Source organism: Streptococcus sp. 596553, from assembly GCF_900411395.1.
Taxonomy (GTDB): domain Bacteria; phylum Bacillota; class Bacilli; order Lactobacillales; family Streptococcaceae; genus Streptococcus; species Streptococcus mitis_BA.
In genome coordinates this window covers 182,740-204,442 of record NZ_OXCQ01000003.1, presented here as the reverse complement: position 1 = coordinate 204,442, position 21,703 = coordinate 182,740, and the positions used below count along the sequence as shown (strand labels likewise).

Below are 21,703 nucleotides of genomic sequence, written 5' to 3'. Positions count from 1 at the left end.
ATAAGTTTATACTAATGTAACCGATAACACATATCGGAATAAAACTAAAGGAGACAATCATATGTCACTTGAAAACAAATTGGAACAGGCAACAGGCGCTGTCAAAGAAGGTTTTGGTAAAGTTACTGGAGACAGCAAGACAGAACTTGAAGGAGCTGTTGAAAAAACAGTTGCTAAGGCAAAAGACGTTGTAGAAGATGCTAAAGGTGCTGTAGAAGGTGCCGTTGAAGGTTTGAAAAACGCTTTTAAATAAAGATAGAAAAAATCAAGGGTTTCGTTTCCCTTGATTTTTTTACGATCCTTATAAATAATTTTCTGCGACAGCTGCATCTCCTGGATAGGCTTCTTTTTTGCCTTGAACGATTTGGTAGCAATCGGCTCCCTTACCAGCAATAATAACTGCATCTAATTCGTGATTTGTGATAGCCATAGCTGCCTTGATGGCTTCTTGGCGATCCGCAATTTTTTCAACAGGATGATTGATGTAGCTACTAATTTCATCCGCAATGGTCATTGGGTCTTCATAGTTAGGGTCATCAGCAGTCAGAAAGACTTGAATCTCAGGATGTTGATTGAGGAGAAGTCCAAAGTCCTTGCGACGACTTTCTCCCTTATTTCCTGTCGAACCGAGAACCAGAGCAATCTTTCCAGTTTGATGAGTTTCAACCACATTGATGAGTTTTGTCAGACTATCCCCATTGTGGGCGTAGTCGATGAAGACCTTGGCTCCATTTTTCTGAGTGAGGACTTCCATACGACCAGGAACGCGGGTTGCAGCGATTCCTTTTTTGATGTCCTCAAGACTAGCTCCGAGACGGAGGCAAGCAAGTCCAGCAGCAACGGCATTTTCTTGGTTGAAGTGACCAATCAGTTGGATATCATAATCACCAGCCAGTTTACCCGTAGCTGAAAAGCTAAAGGCTTTGGAATTCTCGATTTGGTTATCAGACTGGCTACCATAGAAATCATGGTCTTGCTCTGCCACTTGTTCTTTCAAGACTGAGAAGTGGTCCATGTCGCTGTTAATGATGACTGCTCGGCTATTTTCCATCAAGAGACGCTTGTGGTAGAAGTAGTCTTCAAAGCTAGGGTGTTCAATAGGGCCGATATGATCTGGGCTGATATTGAGGAAAACTCCCACATCAAATGTTAGACCATAGACACGTTTGACCAGATAGGCCTGACTGGAGACCTCCATGATGAGGTGGGTGCGGTCATTTTGCACAGCTTGATTCATCATGTCAAATAGGTCAATGCTCTCAGGAGTTGTCAATGAAGACTTAAAGAAAGTCTTGCCATCTAAAGTTGTATTCATGGTCGAGAGCATAGCAGGGCGATGCCCTTGAGATAAGATGTTATAAGCGAAATAGGCTGCTGTTGTCTTACCCTTAGTACCAGTAAAGGCAAGGAGTTTGAGTTTGTCCTGTGGATTGCCATAAAATTCCATGGCAATCAAACTCATGGCTTTCTTGATATCGCTGACGATAATAGCAGGAATACCAACCTCATAGTCTTCTTCAGCCACATACCAACCGAGTCCTTGAGAGATTGCTGAAAGCAGAAATTCCTTCTTAAAGGCAGCACCCTTGACGAAAAAGAGACTCTTCTCCTTGGCCTTGCGACTGTCATAGCAGATGCTGTCAAATACGACATGGCTGTAGTTGTAGTGGTAGTATCCTTGGTCGATAATCTCGCGGAAGAGACCATCTTTCTTTAATATATCTAATACGGTTTCAATCTTAATCATACTTTCTATTGTAAACCGAAAGTCGTAAATTTACAAGTAACAAGGAAAAGTTTATAATGGAAGATAAGGAGTTTTTCCTAGTTATCAAAATTGAATGAGGAATCTATGTCGCACGAAAACAATCACCAGCAGGCCCAGATGTTACGGGGGACTGCTTGGTTAACGGCTAGTAACTTTATCAGTCGCCTGCTTGGGGCCATCTATATTATCCCTTGGTACATCTGGATGGGATCTTATGCGGCTACGGCCAATGGTCTCTTCACTATGGGCTATAATATCTATGCTTGGTTCTTGCTGGTTTCAACAGCAGGTATTCCGGTTGCAGTGGCCAAGCAAGTTGCCAAGTACAATACTATGCGAGAAGAAGAACATAGCTTTGCCCTGATTCGGAGCTTTTTAGGCTTTATGACAGGACTAGGCCTGGTTTTTGCTTTAGTCTTGTATGTCTTTGCTCCTTGGCTAGCAGACTTGTCTGGCGTGGGCAAAGACTTGATCCCAATCATGCAAAGCTTGGCTTGGGGAGTCTTGATTTTCCCATCTATGAGTGTTATCCGAGGATTTTTCCAAGGGATGAATAACCTCAAACCTTATGCCATGAGTCAAATTGCTGAGCAGGTCATTCGTGTTATCTGGATGCTTCTAGCAACCTTTATCATTATGAAACTTGGTTCAGGAGATTACCTAGTAGCGGTTACCCAATCAACCTTTGCGGCCTTTGTCGGCATGGTCGCCAGTTTTGCAGTTTTGATTTATTTCCTTGCCCAAGAAGGTTCACTCAAAAGAGTCTTTGAAACAGGAGATAAGATTAACAGCAAGCGTCTCTTGGTCGATACCATTAAGGAAGCTATTCCTTTTATCCTGACAGGGTCTGCCATCCAGCTCTTCCAGATTTTGGATCAGCTGACCTTTATCAATAGTATGAGTTGGTTTACCAACTATAGTAATGAAGACTTAATTGTCATGTTTTCTTATTTCTCTGCCAATCCAAATAAAATTACTATGATTTTGATTTCTGTAGGGGTTTCAATTGGGGGTGTCGGTTTACCACTTTTGACTGAAAACTATGTCAAGGGGGACTTGAAGGCAGCTTCTCGTCTCGTTCAGGACAGCATTACCATGCTTTTTATATTCCTACTGCCAGCAACGGTTGGAGTGGTCATGGTAGGAGAACCTCTGTATACGGTCTTCTATGGTAAGCCAGATAGTTTGGCTATGGGCTTATTTGTCTTTGCAGTTTTGCAGTCTATTATTTTAGGCTTGTACATGGTCTTGTCTCCAATGCTTCAGGCCATGTTCCGCAACCGCAAGGCCGTTCTCTATTTTATCTATGGTTCCATTGCCAAGCTAGTCTTGCAACTACCTACCATCGCTCTCTTCCACAGTTATGGTCCTTTGATTTCCACAACCATCGGTCTTATTATTCCTAACGTCTTGATGTATCGGGATATTTGTAAGGTAACTGGTGTTAAGCGCAAGGTGATTTTGAAACGAACCATTTTAACCAGTTTGTTGACCCTTGTTATGTTCATCGGTGTCGGTGCCATCCAGTGGATTTTAGGATTTGTATTCCAACCAAGTGGACGTTTGTGGAGCTTCCTTTATGTAGCTCTTGTCGGTGCCATGGGTGGAGGAGTATACGGAGTCATGAGTCTCCGTACTCGTTTATTGGATAAGGTGATTGGAAAAGCCCAAGCAGATCGCCTGCGAGTAAAATTTAGAATTTCTCAATAATTTTTTATAAATAAAAGGGATAATTTGAATATTTCTATCATGAAATGCTTGAATTATTCTCTTTTTTATTATTTTGTAGAATAATTTCTATAGTTTGTAGATGTAATGATTAATTTTTTTAAAAAACCCATTGACTAAATAAAATACGAGTTGTATAATAAAACAAATATTTAAATCAGGAGGTTCTGGAGATGAAAAAGTCTAAGGCCAAGTATGCAGCACTTGCAGGTGTCATGTTAAGTGCAGGTATTTTGTTAAGCGCCTGTGGAAATTCTAGCACTGCATCAAAAACCTATAATTATGTTTATTCAAGTGATCCATCTAGTTTGAACTATCTAGCAGAAAACCGTGCAACGACAAATGATATTGTGACCAATCTGGTAGATGGGCTCATGGAAAATGACCAATATGGAAATTATGTCCCATCCTTGGCAGAGGATTGGAGTGTTTCTAAGGACGGTTTGACCTATACCTACAAACTTCGTAAGGATGCTAAATGGTATACTGCAGATGGAGAGGAATATGCTCCTGTAACTGCCCAAGATTTTGTAACTGGTTTGAAATATGCGACTGATAAAAAATCAGAAGCCTTGTATCTAGTGCAGGACTCTGTTGCAGGTTTAGATGACTATATCACTGGGAAAACAAGCGACTTTTCAACTGTCGGAGTCAAGGCTCTTGATGACCAAACTGTTCAATATACCTTGACACGACCAGAATCTTATTGGAACTCAAAAACAACTTCAACCATTCTCTTCCCAGTCAATGCAGATTTCTTGAAATCAAAAGGGGATGATTTTGGGAAGGTAGACCCATCTAGTATTTTGTACAATGGACCTTTCTTGATGAAATCCTTTGTTTCAAAATCAGTTATCGAATTCAAGAAAAATCCTAACTACTGGGATGCTAAAAATGTCTTTGTAGATGATGTCAAATTGGCCTATTATGATGGTAGTGACCAAGATGCACTAGCTCGTAACTTTGTCGAGGGAGCCTATAGCTATGCCCGTCTCTATCCAAATAGTTCAAGTTTTGAAGGGATTAAAGAAAAATACAAAGATGATATCATCTACAGTATGCAAGATACCACTTCTTATTTCTTAAACTTTAACCTGGATAGAAAATCTTATAAATTCACTTCAAAAACAAGTGATGCTGAAAAGAAATCGACTCAGGAAGCAGTTCTAAATAAAAACTTCCGTCAAGCCATTAACTTTGCCTATGACCGTACGGCCTATGGAGCCCAATCTCAAGGAGAAGATGGTGCAACTAAGATTTTGCGTAACTTGGTTGTTCCTCCAAACTTCGTAAGTATCAAGGGAAAAGACTTTGGTGAAGTAGTAGCCTCTAAGATGGTGAATTATGGCAAGGAATGGCAAGGAATCAACTTTGCGGATGCCCAAGATCCATACTACAATCCAGAAAAAGCTAAGGCTAAATTTGCGGAAGCAAAGCAAGAGCTAGAAGCCAAGGGAGTAACCTTCCCTATCCACTTGGACATGACAGTTGACCAAGCTGTTAAAAAGGGTGTTCAAGAGGCAAATTCTATGAAGCAATCTATTGAAGCAGCCTTAGGTGCAGAAAATGTTGTAATTGATATTCAACAACTTTCTACTGAAGACTTTGATAATACGAGCTATTTGGCTCAGACTGCAGCTCAGAAAGATTACGATCTCTACAATGGTGGTTGGAGTGCGGACTATCTTGATCCATCTAGCTATCTTGATATCTTTAGTGTCAAGAATGGTGGGGTTCTACAAAGTCTTGGACTCGAGCCAGGTGAAGCCAATGACAAGGCCAAGGCTGTTGGATTGGATGTCTACACTCAAATGTTGGAAGAAGCTAATAAGGAACAAGATATTGCAAAACGCTATGAAAAGTATGCTGAAATCCAAGCTTGGTTAGTAGATAGCTCTCTAGCAATTCCAAATGTTTCACTTGGTGGAACACCAACATTGAGAAAAATCGTTCCTTTCTCAACACCATATTCATTAGCTGGTAATAAAGGGGTTGAATCCTATAAATACCTCAAATTACAAGATAAGACAGTCACAACAGACGAATATGCAAAAGCCAGAGAAAAATGGTTGAAAGAAAAAGAAGAATCTAATAAAAAAGCCCAAGAAGAATTGGCGAAACATGTCAAATAAGGATTTTTCAAGAAAAACGATGGTTTCGAAAGAAACTGTCGTTTTTATATAGAATGATGGAAAATTTGGAAGAAAAGTGCTTACATTTTCTCGTAGTTAATTGAATTTATGCTATAATAAATATAAGAAACTACGTTCGAAAATTTACCCAATGTTGATTGAAGTATGCACATGCTAGGGTAATGTTATAGGAGGGATGTCGTCTACTGGAAAAGTAAGATAAAATGCAACAAATGATAAGTTCTTCTTTATGTGAAGAGTTCTTATTTGCCTATTTACTAATCGTTATGGAGGTAACATCATGGGCGCTATTATGGAGTTTGCAACAGAAAAACAGATTGCATCATTTCTTTCAACTTGTCGCATTGAAGGGCAAAAGAATTTTCTGATGGCTTTCAAGAAAAAGACATGGTTGAAATCCTTTATTGATTTTTTCATTATAGGTGGTTCCTACTATGTTCAGTCGAGTGTGAAGCCTAAAATTCTGGCATTCACACCTAAGGGGATTTTCTTGATGGACATCAGTGATATAACTGAAAATCGTTCTAATCAAGTCGTAGAGATTCCTTGGAATCAAGTCAAAGATTTTACTTATCAGACAGTTTTGAATACAGTTAGGCTGAATTGGAACTATCAAAATGAAGCCTATATTTTTTCCGTGGATGTCGGTCAGATTAGTCAGCATGTGGGCCAATATCAATTTAACAAAGACCATTATAACTATTTAGCCCAACAGGATTTCTTTCGGTTAAAGTAAACCCTAGCAATCATTTTAACAAAAGAATCTGGAAGCTTTTCTGGATTCTTTTTAGTTTTACTTGATAAGTCTATAGTTTGAAACTATAACTAGCTCTTGAAAAGAAGAAAATGAGTTGATGAAAATAAGTGGTACAATAGTTACTATAGATTTGGAGGAATTGTATGAGCAAGGAATTACACATTAACACAATTTTGGCCCAGGCGGGTATCAAGTCAGATGAAGCGACAGGAGCTTTGGTGACACCGATTCATTTTTCGACGACTTATCAGCACCCAGAGTTTGGTCAGTCTACTGGATTTGACTATACGCGTACTAAAAATCCAACTCGTAGTAAGGCGGAAGAAGTCTTGGCGGCTATTGAGTCAGCAGACTATGCCCTAGCGACTAGCTCAGGAATGTCAGCAATTGTATTGGCCTTTAGCGTCTTTCCAGTAGGAAGTAAGGTCTTGGCTGTCCGTGACCTTTATGGAGGTTCTTTCCGCTGGTTCAACCAAGTGGAGCAGGAAGGCCGTTTCCATTTTACCTATGCCAATACAGAAGAAGAGCTGATTGCCGAGTTGGAGAAGGATGTGGATGTTCTCTATATTGAAACACCAACCAATCCCTTGATGTTGGAATTTGATATCGAAAAACTAGCAAAATTGGCTCATGCTAAGGGTGCTAAAGTGGTGGTGGACAATACCTTCTACAGCCCTATCTACCAACGTCCGATTGAAGATGGAGCAGATATCGTTCTTCATTCAGCAACCAAGTATCTAGCAGGCCACAATGATGTCTTGGCTGGAGTGGTTATGACCAATAGTTTAGAACTATACGAGAAGCTTTTTTATAATCTCAATACGACAGGGGCAGTCTTATCTCCATTTGATAGTTATCAATTGATTCGTGGTCTCAAGACCTTGTCTCTTCGTATGGAGCGCTCAACAGCTAACGCCCAAGAAGTGGTTGCCTTTTTGAAGGATTCTCCAGCAGTCAAGGAAGTTCTCTATACTGGTCGTGGAGGTATGATTTCCTTTAAAGTAGCCGATGAAAAACGCATTCCACATATCTTGAACAGCCTCAAGGTCTTCTCTTTTGCGGAAAGTTTAGGTGGGGTAGAAAGTCTCATTACTTATCCAACGACGCAAACTCACGCTGATATTCCAGCAGAAGTGCGCCATTCTTATGGTTTGACAGATGACCTTTTGCGCTTGTCAATTGGGATTGAGGATGCTAGAGATTTGATTGCAGATTTACGCCAAGCCTTGGAAGGATAAGACAAAGATGGGAAAATATGATTTTACAAACCTGCCCAATCGTTTAGGGCATCATACCTATAAATGGAAAGAGGCAGAAACGGATAGTGAAGTCCTACCAGCTTGGATAGCGGATATGGACTTTGTAGTCTTGCCTGAAATCCGCCAAGCCGTGCAAACTTATGCGGATCAATTGGTCTATGGCTATACCTATGCCAGTGAAGAGTTAATTAAGGAAGTTCAAAAGTGGGAGGCTACACAACACGGTTACCACTTTGACAAAGAGGCTCTTGTCTTTATCGAGGGTGTGGTACCAGCCATCTCAACAGCTATTCAAGCCTTTACAAAAGAAGGCGAGGCGGTTTTGATTAACACACCTGTCTATCCCCCCTTTGCTCGCAGTGTCAAGTTGAACAACCGTAGATTGATTACCAATTCTTTGGTGGAAAAGGATGGTCTGTTTGAGATTGACTTTGACCGACTTGAAAAGGATTTGGTGGAAGAGGATGTCAAACTTTATATTCTCTGCAACCCTCACAATCCTGGTGGACGTGTTTGGGAAAAAGAAGTCTTGGAGAAGATTGGTCAACTCTGCCAAAAACACGGTGTTTTCTTGGTTTCGGATGAGATTCACCAAGATTTGGCCCTCTTTGGTCACAAGCATCATTCCTTCAATACCATCAACCCTGACTTTAAAGAATTTGCTATCGTCTTGAGCAGTGCCACTAAAACCTTTAACATCGCTGGGACAAAAAATTCCTATGCCGTCATTGAAAATCCTAAGTTGAGAGTGGCTTATCAGAAACGCCAGTTGGCTAATAATCAGCATGAAATTTCAGGTTTGGGTTATTTGGCGACAGAAGCTGCCTATCGTTATGGGAAGGATTGGCTAGAGGAACTCAAGCAAGTCTTTGAAGACCATATTAATTATGTGGTGGATTTATTTGGAAAAGAGACTAAAATCAAGGTCATGAAACCGCAAGGAACCTACTTGATTTGGCTTGATTTTTCAGCTTATGACCTGACTGATGAAAGATTGCAAGAGCTTTTGAGAAATGAAGCCAAGGTTATTTTGAACCGTGGTTTGGATTTTGGGGAGGAAGGAAGTCTCCATGCCCGCCTCAATGTAGCTATGCCTAAATCTCTGTTGCAAGAAGTTTGTCAGCGAATTGTGACCACTTTTGCCAAATGTTAAAAATCCAGCCTTCTAGGAGAAAAGTCTTCCTAGGAGGCTATTTTCATAGGGGAAAATATGGTATAATAAAAAGATAAGGTAAAGGTGAAAATATGGCTAAATTGATTCCGGGAAAAGTCCGTATCGAAGGCGTTGCCCTTTATGAAACTGGTAAGGTTGATATCATCAAGGAAAAGAACAATCGGCTCTATGCTCGCGTTGCAGAAGAAGAACTGCGCTATAGTTTAGAGGATGATTTGGTTTTTTGTGCCTGCGATTTTTTCCAAAAGAGGGGCTACTGTGTGCATTTGGCGGCGCTGGAGCATTTTTTGAAAAATGATGAGCGTGGCCAAGAAATCTTGCAGGGTCTGGAAGAAGGTCATGAAGAAAAAGAGGCCGTTGAAACCAAGGTGACCTTGGGTGGCAAATTTTTGGACCGAATCTTGTCTCCAAAATCAGAAGATGCCTATGAATTATCAGCTGTGGGGCAAGTGGAAGCAGGAACCAACCGTATCTTGTGGACACTTAGAATCGGGCAAATCAATAGTCAAAAATACTATGTCATTCGGGATATTCCACTCTTTTTAAGAATTGTCGAGCAGAGAAAACCTTATATGATTGGCAAGACCTATGAGGAGTCTCTGTCTTTGGAAGCCTTTGATGAGGTCAGTCAAGAACTTCTGAATTTCTTGCGCGGATTAATAGAGGAAGGACTGGCTCCAGATCTCTTTTTCCAAAACCAAGGCCGACACCTCTTTTTCCCTCTGACCTTTTTTGAGCAGGGTGTGAATTTATTGATGACCTTGCCGCATTTTCAATTTGACCATCAAGTGGATAGCTATCAGGTTCTACTTTTTCAAGATATGCATGCTGATGCCAATCTATTTGCCTTTACAGTAACAGAATACTCGGACTATTTTGAAATGGAAATCAGTGAGAGTCCTAGGGTCAATGTTTTTTATCAGGGAGCAGTGCTTTTCCATAAAGGACAGGTTTATTTTCTAACAGATCAACAGATGCAACTTCTCAAGGAAATCAAAGTGTTGCCTGTGGATCAACATGGGAAAAAACACCTGCAATTTGATAGTAGTGACCGCGATAAGTTAGCTTCTTGTTTAACTCTTTTTAGCCAGATGGGTACCGTTTCAGCTCCAGAACGTCTACAAATCAAAACTTTTGCGCCCTCTTTTTACTTTGACAGGGAAGAAGATAATCGGATTCGTTTAGAAATTCAGTTTGATTATGGAGATAGGCAGGTATCAAGTCGACAAGAGTTAGAAGAATTACCATTTTCGAGTGATGCTGACTTAGAAGAAAGAGTTTTCCAAGTCTGTTTGGTAGCTGGCTTTGAAGCAGATTTCCAATCTTGGCGTCAGGCCTTAAAAGCCGAGTCTGTCTATCATTTCTTCCATGAAATCATTCCAGTCTTTGAAAAACTTGGGAATGTTGACCTATCAGACAAGCTAGCAGAACTTTATAGCCTAGCGAGTCCTCAAGTGCAGATTGCCTCCAAGGGAGGTCTCTTGGAAATCCAGTTTGATTTTCAAGATATTGCCCAAGAGGAAATTGACCAAGCCATGCAGGCCTTGGTTGCCAACAAGGATTTTTACATTGATTCGTCCAATCAAGTCTACTTTTTCGATGAAGAAACCAAGAAAATTCGCCAAAATCTACAGGAGCTGGGGCAGTTTGAACTAAAAGATGGCTCCTTACAGACTCGGAAATCCTTGGCCTACAGTTTAGCTCATCTTTTTGAAGGGCGTGACCGTGTTTCTTTTTCACAAGAATTTCAGAATCTGGCCCACGATTTGACGCATCCAGAGGATTTTCCTCGCCAGGCAACTCAGGTTAAGGCTGATTTACGAGATTATCAGGAAAAGGGAATCGGCTGGCTGCAAATGCTCCATCACTATGGTTTTGGTGGAATTTTGGCTGATGATATGGGACTTGGTAAAACCCTGCAGACTATTGCTTTTTTGACCAGTCAAGTGACAAAAGAAAGTCGAGTCTTGATTTTAGCTCCGTCAGGTTTGATTTACAACTGGGCAGATGAGTTTCAAAAATTTGCCCCACAGTTAGATGTGGCTGTTGTTCATGGTTTGAAAGCTAGTCGTGAGGAGATTCTTGCTGAGAACCATCAAATCTATGTGACCAGCTATGCCACTTTCCGTCAGGACAGTGAGCTTTATCAGGGGATGGCTTTTGACTTCCTTTTCTTAGATGAGGCTCAGGTTATGAAAAATGCCCAGACCAAGATTGCTCAGACCTTGAGACAATTTGTGGTGCCGTCCGTCTTTGCCTTGTCAGGAACTCCTATTGAAAATCACCTAGGTGAGTTGTGGTCTATTTTCCAAATCGTCATGCCAGGACTCCTGCCAAGTAAGAAAGAATTTATGAAATTGCCAGCCGAGCGTGTGGCTCAGTTTATCAAGCCTTTCGTCATGCGGCGCAAGAAAGAAGAAGTTCTGACCGAATTGCCAGACTTGATTGAAGTGGTTTATAAAAATGAACTGGAAGACCAGCAAAAGGCTATCTACCTAGCCCAGTTGCAACAGATGCGAGATCGTCTGGCTCAAGTGTCGGATCAGGAATTTCAGCGAAGTCGAGTGGAAATTTTATCTGGTTTGATGCGCTTGCGTCAAATTTGCGACACGCCTGCCCTCTTTATGGAGGATTATCAGGGAGCTAGTGGCAAACTGGATAGCCTTCGAGACCTGCTGGTACAGGTAGCAGATGGTGGACACCGTGTCTTGATTTTCTCGCAGTTCAAGGGAATGTTAGAGAAAATTGAACAAGAACTGCCAGACTTGGGCTTGACTTCCTTTAAAATTACGGGTTCAACCCCAGCCAAGGAAAGACAAGGTATGACCAAGGCCTTTAACCAAGGAGAAAGAGATGCTTTTCTGATTTCTCTTAAGGCTGGTGGTGTCGGTCTGAATCTGACAGGTGCTGATACGGTTATCTTGGTCGACCTTTGGTGGAATCCTGCGGTGGAAGCGCAAGCCATTGGCCGTGCCCATCGGATGGGTCAGGAAGAAACGGTTGAGGTCTATCGCTTGGTTACTAGGGGAACCATTGAAGAAAAAATTCAGGAACTCCAAGAACAAAAGAAACATCTGGTGTCACAAGTATTGGACGGAACAGAGTCACGTGGCAGTCTGACACTAGCAGAAATTCGAGAAATTTTGGGAATTTGTGAAGCCAGCACTTGAAAAATCAAGACAATACGCTATAATGAAGTGTTGAAAGGAAATAGAAAATGAAACAAGAACGATTTCCATTGGTGTCAGATGACGAGGTCATGTTGACTGAAATGCCAGTCATGAACTTGTACGATGAGTCTGATCTGATCAGTAATATCAAGGGTGAATATCGAGATAAAAATTATTTAGAATGGGCTCCTATTACTGAAGAAAAACCAGTCAAACCGATTGAAAAGCAAGTAGAGAAACCTAAAAAGGCTCCTTTAGGAGTTAAAAAAGAAGGAAAGAGCTATGCGGAGGTGGCGCGTGAAGAAGCGCGTGCAGACTTGAAAAAGAAACGCTCTGCTAACTATCTAACTCAGGATTTCAGCCGTGCGAGACGTCATTCTAAATCAGGCCTTCTTAGACAGGGTAACCAACCGACAGCTCCTTTCCAAAAGGAAAATCCTGGTGAATTTGTCAAATATAGCCAAAAATTGATCCAGTCTCAGTACATCTTGGCGGAAGAAGTTCATTCTATCCCTACCAAGAATGAAGAAGTGTCAGCACCTGCTCCAAAGAAAAACAACTATGATTTTCTAAAGAAGAGCCAAATCTACAATAAAAAAAGTAAACAAACAGAACAAGAACGTCGGGTTGCCCAAGAGTTGAATCTGACAAGAATTACAGAATAGGGGAGAAAACATGCCAAAGACATATCATTTTATCGGAATTAAGGGATCAGGGATGAGTGCCTTGGCCTTGATGTTGCACCAAATGGGGCATAAGGTACAGGGATCAGATGTTGAAAAATACTACTTTACCCAACGCGGTCTTGAGCAGGCAGGAATTACTATTCTTCCTTTTGATGAAAAGAATCTAGGCGGTGATATGGAAATTATCGCTGGAAATGCCTTTCGTCCAGATAACAACGTCGAAATTGCCTATGCGGACCAAAATGGTATCAGCTACAAACGTTATCATGAATTTCTAGGTAGCTTTATGCGTGACTTTGTTAGCATGGGAGTAGCAGGAGCGCATGGAAAAACTTCAACGACAGGTATGTTGTCTCATGTCTTGTCTCACATCACAGACACTAGCTTCTTGATTGGGGATGGGACAGGTCGTGGTTCGGCCAATGCCAAATATTTTGTCTTTGAATCTGACGAATATGAGCGCCACTTCATGCCTTACCATCCAGAATACTCTATTATCACCAACATTGACTTTGACCATCCAGACTATTTCACAAGTCTCGAGGATGTTTTCAATGCCTTTAACGACTATGCTAAACAAATCACCAAGGGTCTTTTTGTCTATGGTGAAGATGCAGAATTGCGTAAAATTACGTCTGATGCACCAATTTATTATTATGGTTTTGAAGCAGAAGGTAATGACTTTGTAGCTAGTGAACTTCTTCGTTCAACAACTGGTTCAACCTTCACCGTTCATTTCCGTGGACAAGAATTGGGTCAATTCCACATCCCAACCTTTGGTCGTCACAATATCATGAATGCGACAGCCGTTATTGGTCTTCTTTACACAGCAGGATTTGATTTGAACTTGGTGCGTGAGCACTTGAAAACATTTGCCGGTGTTAAGCGTCGTTTCACTGAGAAAATTGTCAATGACACAGTGATTATCGATGACTTTGCCCACCATCCAACAGAAATCATTGCGACCTTGGATGCGGCTCGTCAGAAATACCCAAGTAAGGAAATTGTAGCAGTCTTCCAACCGCATACTTTTACAAGAACCATTGCCTTGTTGGACGACTTTGCTCATGCTTTAAACCAAGCAGATGCTGTTTACCTAGCGCAAATTTATGGATCTGCTCGTGAGGTAGACCATGGAGATGTCAAGGTAGAAGACCTAGCCAATAAAATCAACAAGAAACACCAAGTCATTACTGTTGAAAATGTTTCTCCACTCCTTGACCATGACAATGCTGTCTATGTCTTTATGGGAGCAGGAGACATCCAAACCTATGAATACTCATTTGAGCGTCTCTTGTCAAACTTGACAAGCAATGTTCAATAGGTTATTCTCATGGAAATTCCAATTAAGATCATTCAGGCGAGTCAGTCTGATTTGGCTGAGGTAGTGGTACTTCAAACTTCATCTTTTCCAGCTGAAAAGCAGCTGACTTCCCATATTTTAGAAGAAAGTATCCGTAAGTGTGCGGATACCTTTCTTCTAGCTAGGGATGAAAATCAACATTTAGGCTATATTTTATCAAGTCCCCAGTCAGACAATCCGCAATGTCTAAAAGTGCATTCTTTAGTCATCGAGGCTGACCATCAGAGACAGGGCTTGGGAACACTTCTTCTTGCAGCCTTGAAAGAGGTGGCAGTTGAGCTGGATTACAAAGGGATTCGTTTGGAGAGTCCTTCTGAGCTGCTTTCCTATTTTGAAATGAACGGTTTTATTGATGAAGAAACTTCCCTTTATACAACTAGCCAGGGTTTTAGTATGATTTGGTTTAATCCCTTTTATCTGGAGGCACAATGAAAATCAGACAAGCAAGATTAGAAGATTTAGATCGTATCGTTGAGATTGAACTAGAGAATTTCTCGATTGAAGAAGCTATTCCTCGATCTGTCTTTGAGGCACATTTGCGAGAAATTCAGGCCTCTTTTCTGGTTGCAGAAAAAGAGGGTAAGATTATTGGTTATATCGAAGGGCCAGTTGGCCCCCATCGTCATCTGCAAGACCAGTCTTTTACAGAAGAGATAGAAGACCATAGCCATGGGCCGGGGGGCTATATCTCTGTGACCTGTCTGTCTATTGCCAAGGAGGCACAGGGACTCGGACTGGGTCAGAAATTGCTAACAGCCTTGAAAGAAGTTGCTCTTGAGGATAAGAGAGAAGGTATTAACCTAACCTGTCATGACTATCTCATCGCCTACTATGAAAAACACGGATTTGTCAATGAAGGCTTGTCCCAGTCAACCTTTGCAGGGGAAACTTGGTATGATATGGTCTGGGAAGCTAATACTCTTCGAAAATCAAATTCAAACCACGTCAGCGTCGCCTTACCGTACTCAAGTACAGCTTGCGGCTAGCTTCCTAGTTTGCTCTTTGATTTTCATTGAGTATAAAAAATAAGCTAGGAAAAGTATCATAGGTTGCTTTTCTTGGACTTTTAAGATATAATATTATGGATTGTCAACAAGGAGGAAAAACTTTTGAGTGAAAAGTCAAGAGAAGAAGAGAAATTAAGCTTTAAAGAGCAGATTCTGAGAGATTTAGAAAAAGTAAAAGGCTATGATGAAGTTCTGAAAGAAGATAAGGCAGTAGTTCGCACTCCTGCAAATGAACCTTCAGCTGAAGAACTCATGGCTGATTCCTTGTCAACGGTAGAGGAGATTATGAGAAAAGCTCCCGCTGCGCCTACTCACCCAAGCCAAGATGTACCAGCTTCTCCAGCGGAAGAAAGTGGTTCAAGACCAGGACCAGGTCCTATTAGACCTAAGAAACTTGAAAGAGAATACAATGAAACCCCAACAAGGGTAGCTGTTTCCTATAAGACGGCAGAGAAAAAAGCAGAACAAGCAGGTCCAGAAACACCTACGCCTGCTACAGAAACAGTGGATATCATCAGCGATACACCACGTCGTAGCCGTAGAGAAGGAGCAAAACCCGTTAAGCCTAAGAAAGAGAAGAAGTCACATGTGAAAGCCTTTGTGATTTCATTCCTTGTATTCCTTGCCTTGCTCTCAGCAGGTGGTTACTTTGGTTACCAGTACGTGCTAGATTCTTTGTTACCTATTGATGCTAATTCTAAGAAATATGTGACGGTTGGAATTCCAGAAGGTTCAAACGTTCAAGAAATCGGTACGACGCTTGAAAAAGCTGGTTTGGTAAAGCATGGTCTGATTTTTAGCTTTTATGCCAAGTATAAAAATTATACCGATTTGAAAGCAGGTTACTACAATTTGCAAAAGAGTATGAGTACAGAAGACTTACTCAAAGAGTTGCAAAAAGGTGGAACAGATGAACCACAAGAACCTGTCCTTGCGACTTTGACAATTCCAGAAGGTTATACTTTGGATCAGATTGCTCAAGCTGTGGGTCAATTGCAAGGTGACTTCAAAGAGCCTTTGACAGCGGATGCTTTCCTAGCAAAAGTTCAAGATGAGACGTTTATCAGTCAAGAAGTTGCCAAATATCCGAGTCTACTTGAAAGCTTGCCTACAAAGGAAAGTGGCGTTCGTTATCGTTTGGAAGGATACCTTTTCCCAGCTACATACTCTATCAAGGAAAGCACAACTGTTGAGAGCTTGATTGATGAGATGTTAGCTGCTATGGATAAGAACCTATCTCCTTACTATAGTACTATCAAATCTAAAAACTTGACTGTCAATGAGTTGTTGACCATTGCTTCCTTGGTCGAAAAAGAAGGTGCCAAGACAGAAGATCGTAAGCTCATTGCCGGTGTATTCTACAATCGTTTGAATCGTGATATGCCACTTCAAAGTAACATTGCAATCTTGTATGCCCAAGGAAAACTGGGGCAAAATATCAGTCTAGCTGAGGATGTTGCGATTGATACCAACATTGATTCACCTTATAATGTTTATAAAAATGTAGGTCTCATGCCTGGTCCAGTCGATAGTCCAAGTCTGGATGCGATTGAGTCAAGCATCAATCAAACTAAGAGCGATAACCTCTACTTTGTAGCAGATGTCACAGAAGGCAAGGTCTACTATGCTAACAATCAAGAAGACCACGACCGCAATGTCGCTGAACATGTCAACAGCAAATTAAACCAAACAAACTAAAATTATGTGATACTTCACATAATTTTCTTTCGAAAATATCATCAGAAGAAAGTTGAGAAAAATGGCAGAAAAAACATATCCTATGACCCTTGAGGAAAAGGAAAAACTTGAAAAAGAATTAGAAGAATTGAAATTAGTTCGTCGACCAGAAGTGGTAGAACGCATTAAGATTGCCCGTTCATACGGTGACCTTTCAGAAAACAGTGAGTACGAAGCAGCTAAGGATGAACAAGCCTTTGTTGAAGGACAAATCTCTAGCTTGGAAACAAAAATCCGCTATGCTGAAATCGTCAATAGCGACGCAGTTGCCCAAGACGAAGTAGCGATTGGTAAAACAGTCACCATCCAAGAAATTGGTGAGTACGAAGAAGAAGTTTATATTATTGTAGGTTCAGCGGGTGCGGATGCCTTTGCAGGTAAAGTTTCAAATGAAAGCCCAATTGGACAAGCCTTGATTGGCAAGAAAACAGGTGACACAGCAACCATTGAAACACCTGTTGGTAGCTATGATGTAAAAATCTTGAAGGTTGAAAAAACAGCCTAAAAACAGAAAAAAGGAGTGGGGAGGCTATGCGCTTCACTCACTCCTTTTTCCATTTTAAATTGAATTGGAGACGATATGAGTTCAAAGAAGAAAAAAAATAAGATGGAGCGTGGTCTAACCAATCGTCACGTGCAGGTTATGGCCATTGCGGGAACAATCGGAACAGGACTCTTTCTGGGAGCGGGTCGCTCTATCAGCCTAACAGGTCCTTCCATTGTACTGATTTATATGATTACTGGGGCTTTCATGTTCCTCATGATGCGTGCTGTTGGTGAAATGCTTTACCAAGACCCTGAGCAACATACCTTTATCAACTTTATCACACGCCATTTGGGTAAGGGCTGGGGCTATTTCTCGGTTTGGTCTTACTGGCTATCTGTTGTCTTTATCGGTATGGCGGAAATCACTGCTATCGCACATTATGTGCAATTTTGGTTCCCAACTTGGCCGAGTTGGATGATTGAGATTGGATTTTTGACCATTCTAGCCTTGGTCAACCTAATCGCGGTGAAGCTCTTTGGAGAAGTTGAGTTTTGGTTTGCTATGGTCAAGATTGTGGCTATTTTAGCTATGATTGCGACAGGAGTCTTTATGGTCTTGACAGGCTTTAAGACACCTCATGGAGTAGCAAGTTTAGCCAATATTGCTGACAATTTCTCCCTCTTCCCAAATGGAGGTGTCAACTTTGTTATGGCTTTCCAGATGGTTTTCTTTGCCTATCTCATGATTGAGTTTATCGGGGTAACGACTTCAGAAACAAAAAATCCACGCCAGGTCTTGCCAAAAGCCGTTAAGGAAATTCCTCTACGAATCGTCTTTTTCTATGGTGGAGCTCTTTTAGCCATTATGTCTATTATTCCATGGCGTGAACTTGCATCGGCTGATTCACCTTTTGTAACAGTATTTGAATTGGCCGGTGTCAAGTGGGCGGCAGCCTTGATTAACTTCGTCGTTTTGACCTCGGCAGCATCTGCTCTTAACTCAACCCTTTATTCAACAGGGCGCCATTTGTACCAGATTGCCCATGATTCGCCAAATCGCTTCCTAAAGGCTATTAAAGCAGATACTCTTTCTCGCCACAATGTACCACAAAATGCCATCATTGCCTCAGCGATTTTGATTGCCCTAGCAGCCTTTATCAACGTCTTGCCAGGAGTTTCGGATGCCTTTGCCTTGATTACGGCATCATCATCAGGTGTCTATATTGCCATTTATATCTTAATCATGGTGGCTCACCTTAAATACCGCAAGTCACAGGATTTTATGGCGGATGGCTATCTCATGCCCCATTATCGTTTCTTAAATCCTTTAACCATGCTCTTCTTTGCCTTTGTCTTTGTAACCCTCTTTTTACAAGAGTCTACATTTGTAGGAGCAATTGGATCAGCTATCTGGATTATCGGTTTTGGGATTTATAGCCAGTGGAAATTTAGAAAATAGATTTGAAACTCATCAACTCAGGTTGGTGGGTTTTTGCTAGTTTGACAGTCTTTTGAAATAAGACTATAATACAAGCTGTATCAGTTTTCAAGGAGGTTTGGATGTACTTTAGATTGGAAAATAAGGAATCCCAGAAAGCACAAGAAATTGGGAATTTGATTCGTGCTTATAATCGTTCAAAAAGAGAAGAGGCTGAAAGTGAGCCACTTAATCTTTATGTCGAAGATGAAAAGGGCAATCTCCTGGCAGGTTTGATAGCAGAGACTTTTGGAAATTGGCTAGAAATCGAGTATTTATTTGTAAAAGAGGAACTGCGAGGGCAAGGAATCGGTTCAAAACTATTGCAGCAAGCAGAAACTGAAGCTAAGAATCGAAACTGTCGTTTTGCTTTTGTCAATACCTACCAGTTTCAAGCTCCAGATTTTTATAAAAGGCATGGCTACAAGGAAGTCTTTGCTTTGCAAGACTATCCCTACACAGGAAAAAGATTTTATTACCAAAAAGATTTGTAAGGTGAATATGGAAGTGGACTGATGGATATGAGTAACTATCGATAAATACCAGTTAAATCCTACAAATTGTGTCTTTCTAGGTGATATTGAGGACAATACAATCGCAACTGAGAAATTGGGAATCAAGTCCTATCAGGTTAAGAAAAGAAGCGATGCCGTCGATATTTTGAAAAAATTGAATAAGCAGAAAACTCTCTATTTTTTTAAATTGACCTTAATCCGAGATTCCCCTCTCGGATTTTGTGTTGCTTTCATTAAATTTACAGGTAAGACTTGCTAGCTTCAGTAAATATACACAAGCTTTTCAGAATAGAGTGAAATACGAAAGAAAATGGAAGTAATTTTCATTAAACGCTTCCAATGTGCAAAAAAAGTTGACAAATTTAAATTTTAGGACTACACTAAGTAAGTAAATTTTATTTTAAAGGAGAATTCGTTATGAATTTAACATTTTTAGGCTTATGTATTGCCTGTATGGGCGTATCTGTCGGTGAAGGTTTATTGATGAATGGACTGTTTAAATCAGTAGCACGCCAACCAGATATGCTTTCTGAGTTTCGTAGTTTGATGTTTTTAGGTGTTGCCTTTATTGAAGGAACTTTCTTTGTAACTCTTGTCTTCTCATTTATTATCAAATAAATACATGGAACGAGAAGAAAAGGGAGGATTTTAGATGGAAGAAAGTATTAATCCAATCATCTCTATTGGTCCTGTTATCTTCAATCTGACTATGTTAGCCATGACCTTGTTGATTGTGGGAGTTATTTTTGTCTTTATTTATTGGGCAAGCCGCAATATGACCTTGAAACCCAAAGGAAAGCAAAATGTACTTGAGTATTTCTATGACTTTGTTATTGGATTTACAGAACCTAACATTGGTAAAAGCTACATGAAAGACTACTCGCTCTTTTTCCTTTGTTTATTTCTTTTCATGGTGATTGCCAATAACCTTGGCTTAATGACAAAGCTTCAAACGATCGATGGGACTAACTGGTGGAGTTCGCCAACCGCTAATTTACAGTATGACTTAACCTTATCTTTTCTTGTCATTTTGTTGACACATATAGAAAGCGTTCGTCGTCGTGGATTTAAAAAAAGTATAAAATCTTTTATGAGTCCTGTTTTTGTCATACCGATGAATATCTTGGAAGAATTTACAAACTTCTTATCTTTGGCTTTGCGGATTTTTGGGAATATCTTTGCAGGAGAGGTCATGACGAGTTTGTTACTTCTTCTTTCCCACCAAGCTATTTATTGGTATCCAGTAGCCTTTGGAGCTAATTTGGCTTGGACTGCATTTTCTGTCTTTATTTCCTGCATCCAAGCTTATGTCTTTACTCTTTTGACATCTGTGTATTTAGGGAATAAGATTAATATTGAAGAGGAATAGAAAGGAGTAACTGATGCACGTAACAGTAGGTGAATTGATTGGTAATTTTATTTTAATCACTGGCTCTTTTATTCTTTTGCTAGTCTTGATTAAAAAATTTGCATGGTCTAATATTACAGGCATTTTCGAAGAAAGAGCTGAAAAAATTGCTACTGATATTGACAGTGCTGAAGAAGCCCGTCAAAAAGCAGAAGTATTGGCTCAAAAACGCGAAGATGAATTGGCTGGTAGCCGTAAAGAAGCCAAGGCAATCATTGAGAATGCGAAAGCAACAGCTGAGAAAAGTAAGGCTAGTATTTTAGTAGATGCTAAACTAGAAGCAGGACGCTTAAAAGAAAAAGCAAACCAAGAAATTGCTCAAAACAAAGCTGAAGCTTTACAAAGCGTTAAGGGTGAGGTAGCAGATTTGACCATCAGCCTAGCTGGTAAAATCATCTCACAAAACCTTGACGGTCATGCCCATAAAGAACTCATTGATCAGTATATCGATCAGCTAGGAGAAGCTTAATGGACAAGAAAACAGTAAAGGTAATTGAAAAATACAGCATGCCTTTTGTCCAATTGGTACTTGAAAAAGGAGAAGAAGCCCGTATCTTTTCAGACTTGACTCAAATCAAGCAAGTTGCTGAAGAAACAGGTTTACCTTCTTTTTTAAAAAAAGTGACAGTAGATGAGTCTGACAAGAAAAAAACGATTGCTTTTTTCCAAGACTCTGTGTCACCTTTAATACAAAACTTTATCCAGGTTCTGGCCTACAATCACAGAGTAAATCTTTTTTATGATGTGCTTGTAGATTGCTTGAACCGACTTGAAAAAGAAACAAATCGATTTGAAGTGACGATTACTTCAGCTCATCCTTTAACAGATGAACAAAAGAGTCGCTTGCTCCCTTTGATTGAGAAAAAAATGTCTCTGAAAGTAAGGAGTGTAAAAGAAGAAATCGATGAAAGTCTCATTGGTGGTTTTGTCATTTTTGCCAATCACAAGACAATTGATGTGAGTATTAAACAACAACTTAAAGTTGTTAAAGAAAATTTGAAATAGAAAGTGGTGT

The 21,703-nt window shown here is 40.5% G+C and carries 20 protein-coding genes; 19 read left to right on the top strand and 1 reads right to left on the bottom strand.

The window, feature by feature from the left end; translation table 11 throughout:
* The first annotated feature begins 61 nt into the window (after positions 1-61).
* Positions 62-253 (top strand): CsbD family protein, encoded by a 192-nt coding sequence (locus tag DSY56_RS05225; RefSeq protein WP_000051193.1) that lies wholly within the window; start codon positions 62-64, stop codon positions 251-253.
* 48 nt (positions 254-301) lie between these two features.
* Here the strand turns inward: DSY56_RS05225 and DSY56_RS05220 are convergent, their stop codons facing one another.
* A complete protein-coding gene (locus DSY56_RS05220) occupies positions 302-1,747 on the bottom strand; it encodes a UDP-N-acetylmuramoyl-L-alanyl-D-glutamate--L-lysine ligase (RefSeq protein ID WP_112444272.1) in 1,446 nt (481 codons plus the stop codon).
* Positions 1,748-1,852: 105 nt separating this feature from the next.
* On the opposite strand from DSY56_RS05220, the gene DSY56_RS05215 reads away from it, so the two are divergent.
* The 18 genes from DSY56_RS05215 to DSY56_RS05125 all read left to right on the top strand — a co-directional run bounded on the left by DSY56_RS05215 (position 1,853) and on the right by DSY56_RS05125 (position 21,693).
* On the top strand, positions 1,853-3,478 hold the full coding sequence (locus DSY56_RS05215) for a putative polysaccharide biosynthesis protein (protein WP_112444271.1): 1,626 nt from the start codon (positions 1,853-1,855) through the stop codon (positions 3,476-3,478).
* Between the two features lie 191 nt (positions 3,479-3,669).
* The gene (locus DSY56_RS05210) at positions 3,670-5,628 is read left to right on the top strand and encodes a peptide ABC transporter substrate-binding protein (RefSeq protein WP_112444270.1); all 1,959 of its coding nucleotides are present in this window, start codon (positions 3,670-3,672) and stop codon (positions 5,626-5,628) included.
* 301 nt (positions 5,629-5,929) lie between these two features.
* Positions 5,930-6,385, top strand: a complete 456-nt coding sequence (locus DSY56_RS05205; protein WP_112444269.1) for a hypothetical protein — start codon at positions 5,930-5,932, stop codon at positions 6,383-6,385.
* 164 nt (positions 6,386-6,549) lie between these two features.
* Entirely contained in the window at positions 6,550-7,644 is a 1,095-nt protein-coding gene (locus DSY56_RS05200; RefSeq protein WP_112444267.1) for a cystathionine gamma-synthase, read from the top strand.
* Positions 7,645-7,651: 7 nt separating this feature from the next.
* Positions 7,652-8,818 (top strand): PatB family C-S lyase, encoded by a 1,167-nt coding sequence (locus tag DSY56_RS05195; protein WP_112444294.1) that lies wholly within the window; start codon positions 7,652-7,654, stop codon positions 8,816-8,818.
* 92 nt (positions 8,819-8,910) lie between these two features.
* A complete protein-coding gene (locus tag DSY56_RS05190) occupies positions 8,911-12,009 on the top strand; it encodes an SNF2 helicase associated domain-containing protein (protein WP_112444264.1) in 3,099 nt (1,032 codons plus the stop codon).
* A gap of 47 nt (positions 12,010-12,056) precedes the next feature.
* The gene (locus tag DSY56_RS05185; RefSeq protein WP_112444262.1) at positions 12,057-12,674 is read left to right on the top strand and encodes a cystathionine gamma-synthase; all 618 of its coding nucleotides are present in this window, start codon (positions 12,057-12,059) and stop codon (positions 12,672-12,674) included.
* A 10-nt stretch (positions 12,675-12,684) separates the two neighbouring features.
* The gene (gene murC / locus DSY56_RS05180; protein WP_112444260.1) at positions 12,685-14,019 is read left to right on the top strand and encodes a UDP-N-acetylmuramate--L-alanine ligase; all 1,335 of its coding nucleotides are present in this window, start codon (positions 12,685-12,687) and stop codon (positions 14,017-14,019) included.
* Between the two features lie 9 nt (positions 14,020-14,028).
* Positions 14,029-14,490 (top strand): GNAT family N-acetyltransferase, encoded by a 462-nt coding sequence (locus DSY56_RS05175; protein ID WP_112444258.1) that lies wholly within the window; start codon positions 14,029-14,031, stop codon positions 14,488-14,490.
* Positions 14,487-15,044: a GNAT family N-acetyltransferase gene (locus DSY56_RS05170; protein ID WP_112444257.1), complete on the top strand. Its 558-nt coding sequence runs from the start codon at positions 14,487-14,489 to the stop codon at positions 15,042-15,044. The genes DSY56_RS05175 and DSY56_RS05170 overlap by 4 nt, the downstream gene beginning before the upstream one ends.
* A gap of 123 nt (positions 15,045-15,167) precedes the next feature.
* Positions 15,168-16,763, top strand: coding sequence for an endolytic transglycosylase MltG (mltG, locus tag DSY56_RS05165; RefSeq protein ID WP_112444255.1), 1,596 nt, complete (start codon positions 15,168-15,170; stop codon positions 16,761-16,763).
* A 61-nt stretch (positions 16,764-16,824) separates the two neighbouring features.
* On the top strand, positions 16,825-17,307 hold the full coding sequence (gene greA / locus DSY56_RS05160) for a transcription elongation factor GreA (RefSeq protein ID WP_112444253.1): 483 nt from the start codon (positions 16,825-16,827) through the stop codon (positions 17,305-17,307).
* Between the two features lie 75 nt (positions 17,308-17,382).
* Positions 17,383-18,747, top strand: a complete 1,365-nt coding sequence (locus tag DSY56_RS05155; RefSeq protein WP_200832371.1) for an amino acid permease — start codon at positions 17,383-17,385, stop codon at positions 18,745-18,747.
* Positions 18,748-18,848: 101 nt separating this feature from the next.
* A complete protein-coding gene (locus DSY56_RS05150; protein WP_112444251.1) occupies positions 18,849-19,259 on the top strand; it encodes a GNAT family N-acetyltransferase in 411 nt (136 codons plus the stop codon).
* A 438-nt stretch (positions 19,260-19,697) separates the two neighbouring features.
* Entirely contained in the window at positions 19,698-19,898 is a 201-nt protein-coding gene (locus tag DSY56_RS05140) for a F0F1 ATP synthase subunit C (protein WP_001054562.1), read from the top strand.
* Between the two features lie 34 nt (positions 19,899-19,932).
* Positions 19,933-20,649, top strand: a complete 717-nt coding sequence (atpB, locus tag DSY56_RS05135; protein ID WP_112444249.1) for a F0F1 ATP synthase subunit A — start codon at positions 19,933-19,935, stop codon at positions 20,647-20,649.
* Positions 20,650-20,662: 13 nt separating this feature from the next.
* Entirely contained in the window at positions 20,663-21,157 is a 495-nt protein-coding gene (gene atpF, locus DSY56_RS05130; RefSeq protein ID WP_112444247.1) for a F0F1 ATP synthase subunit B, read from the top strand.
* Positions 21,157-21,693 carry a F0F1 ATP synthase subunit delta gene (locus DSY56_RS05125; RefSeq protein WP_112444245.1) on the top strand — a complete coding sequence of 179 codons (537 nt, stop codon included), beginning with the start codon at positions 21,157-21,159 and terminating at the stop codon, positions 21,691-21,693. Before atpF ends, DSY56_RS05125 begins: the two co-directional genes overlap by 1 nt.
* Positions 21,694-21,703 lie beyond the last annotated feature (10 nt).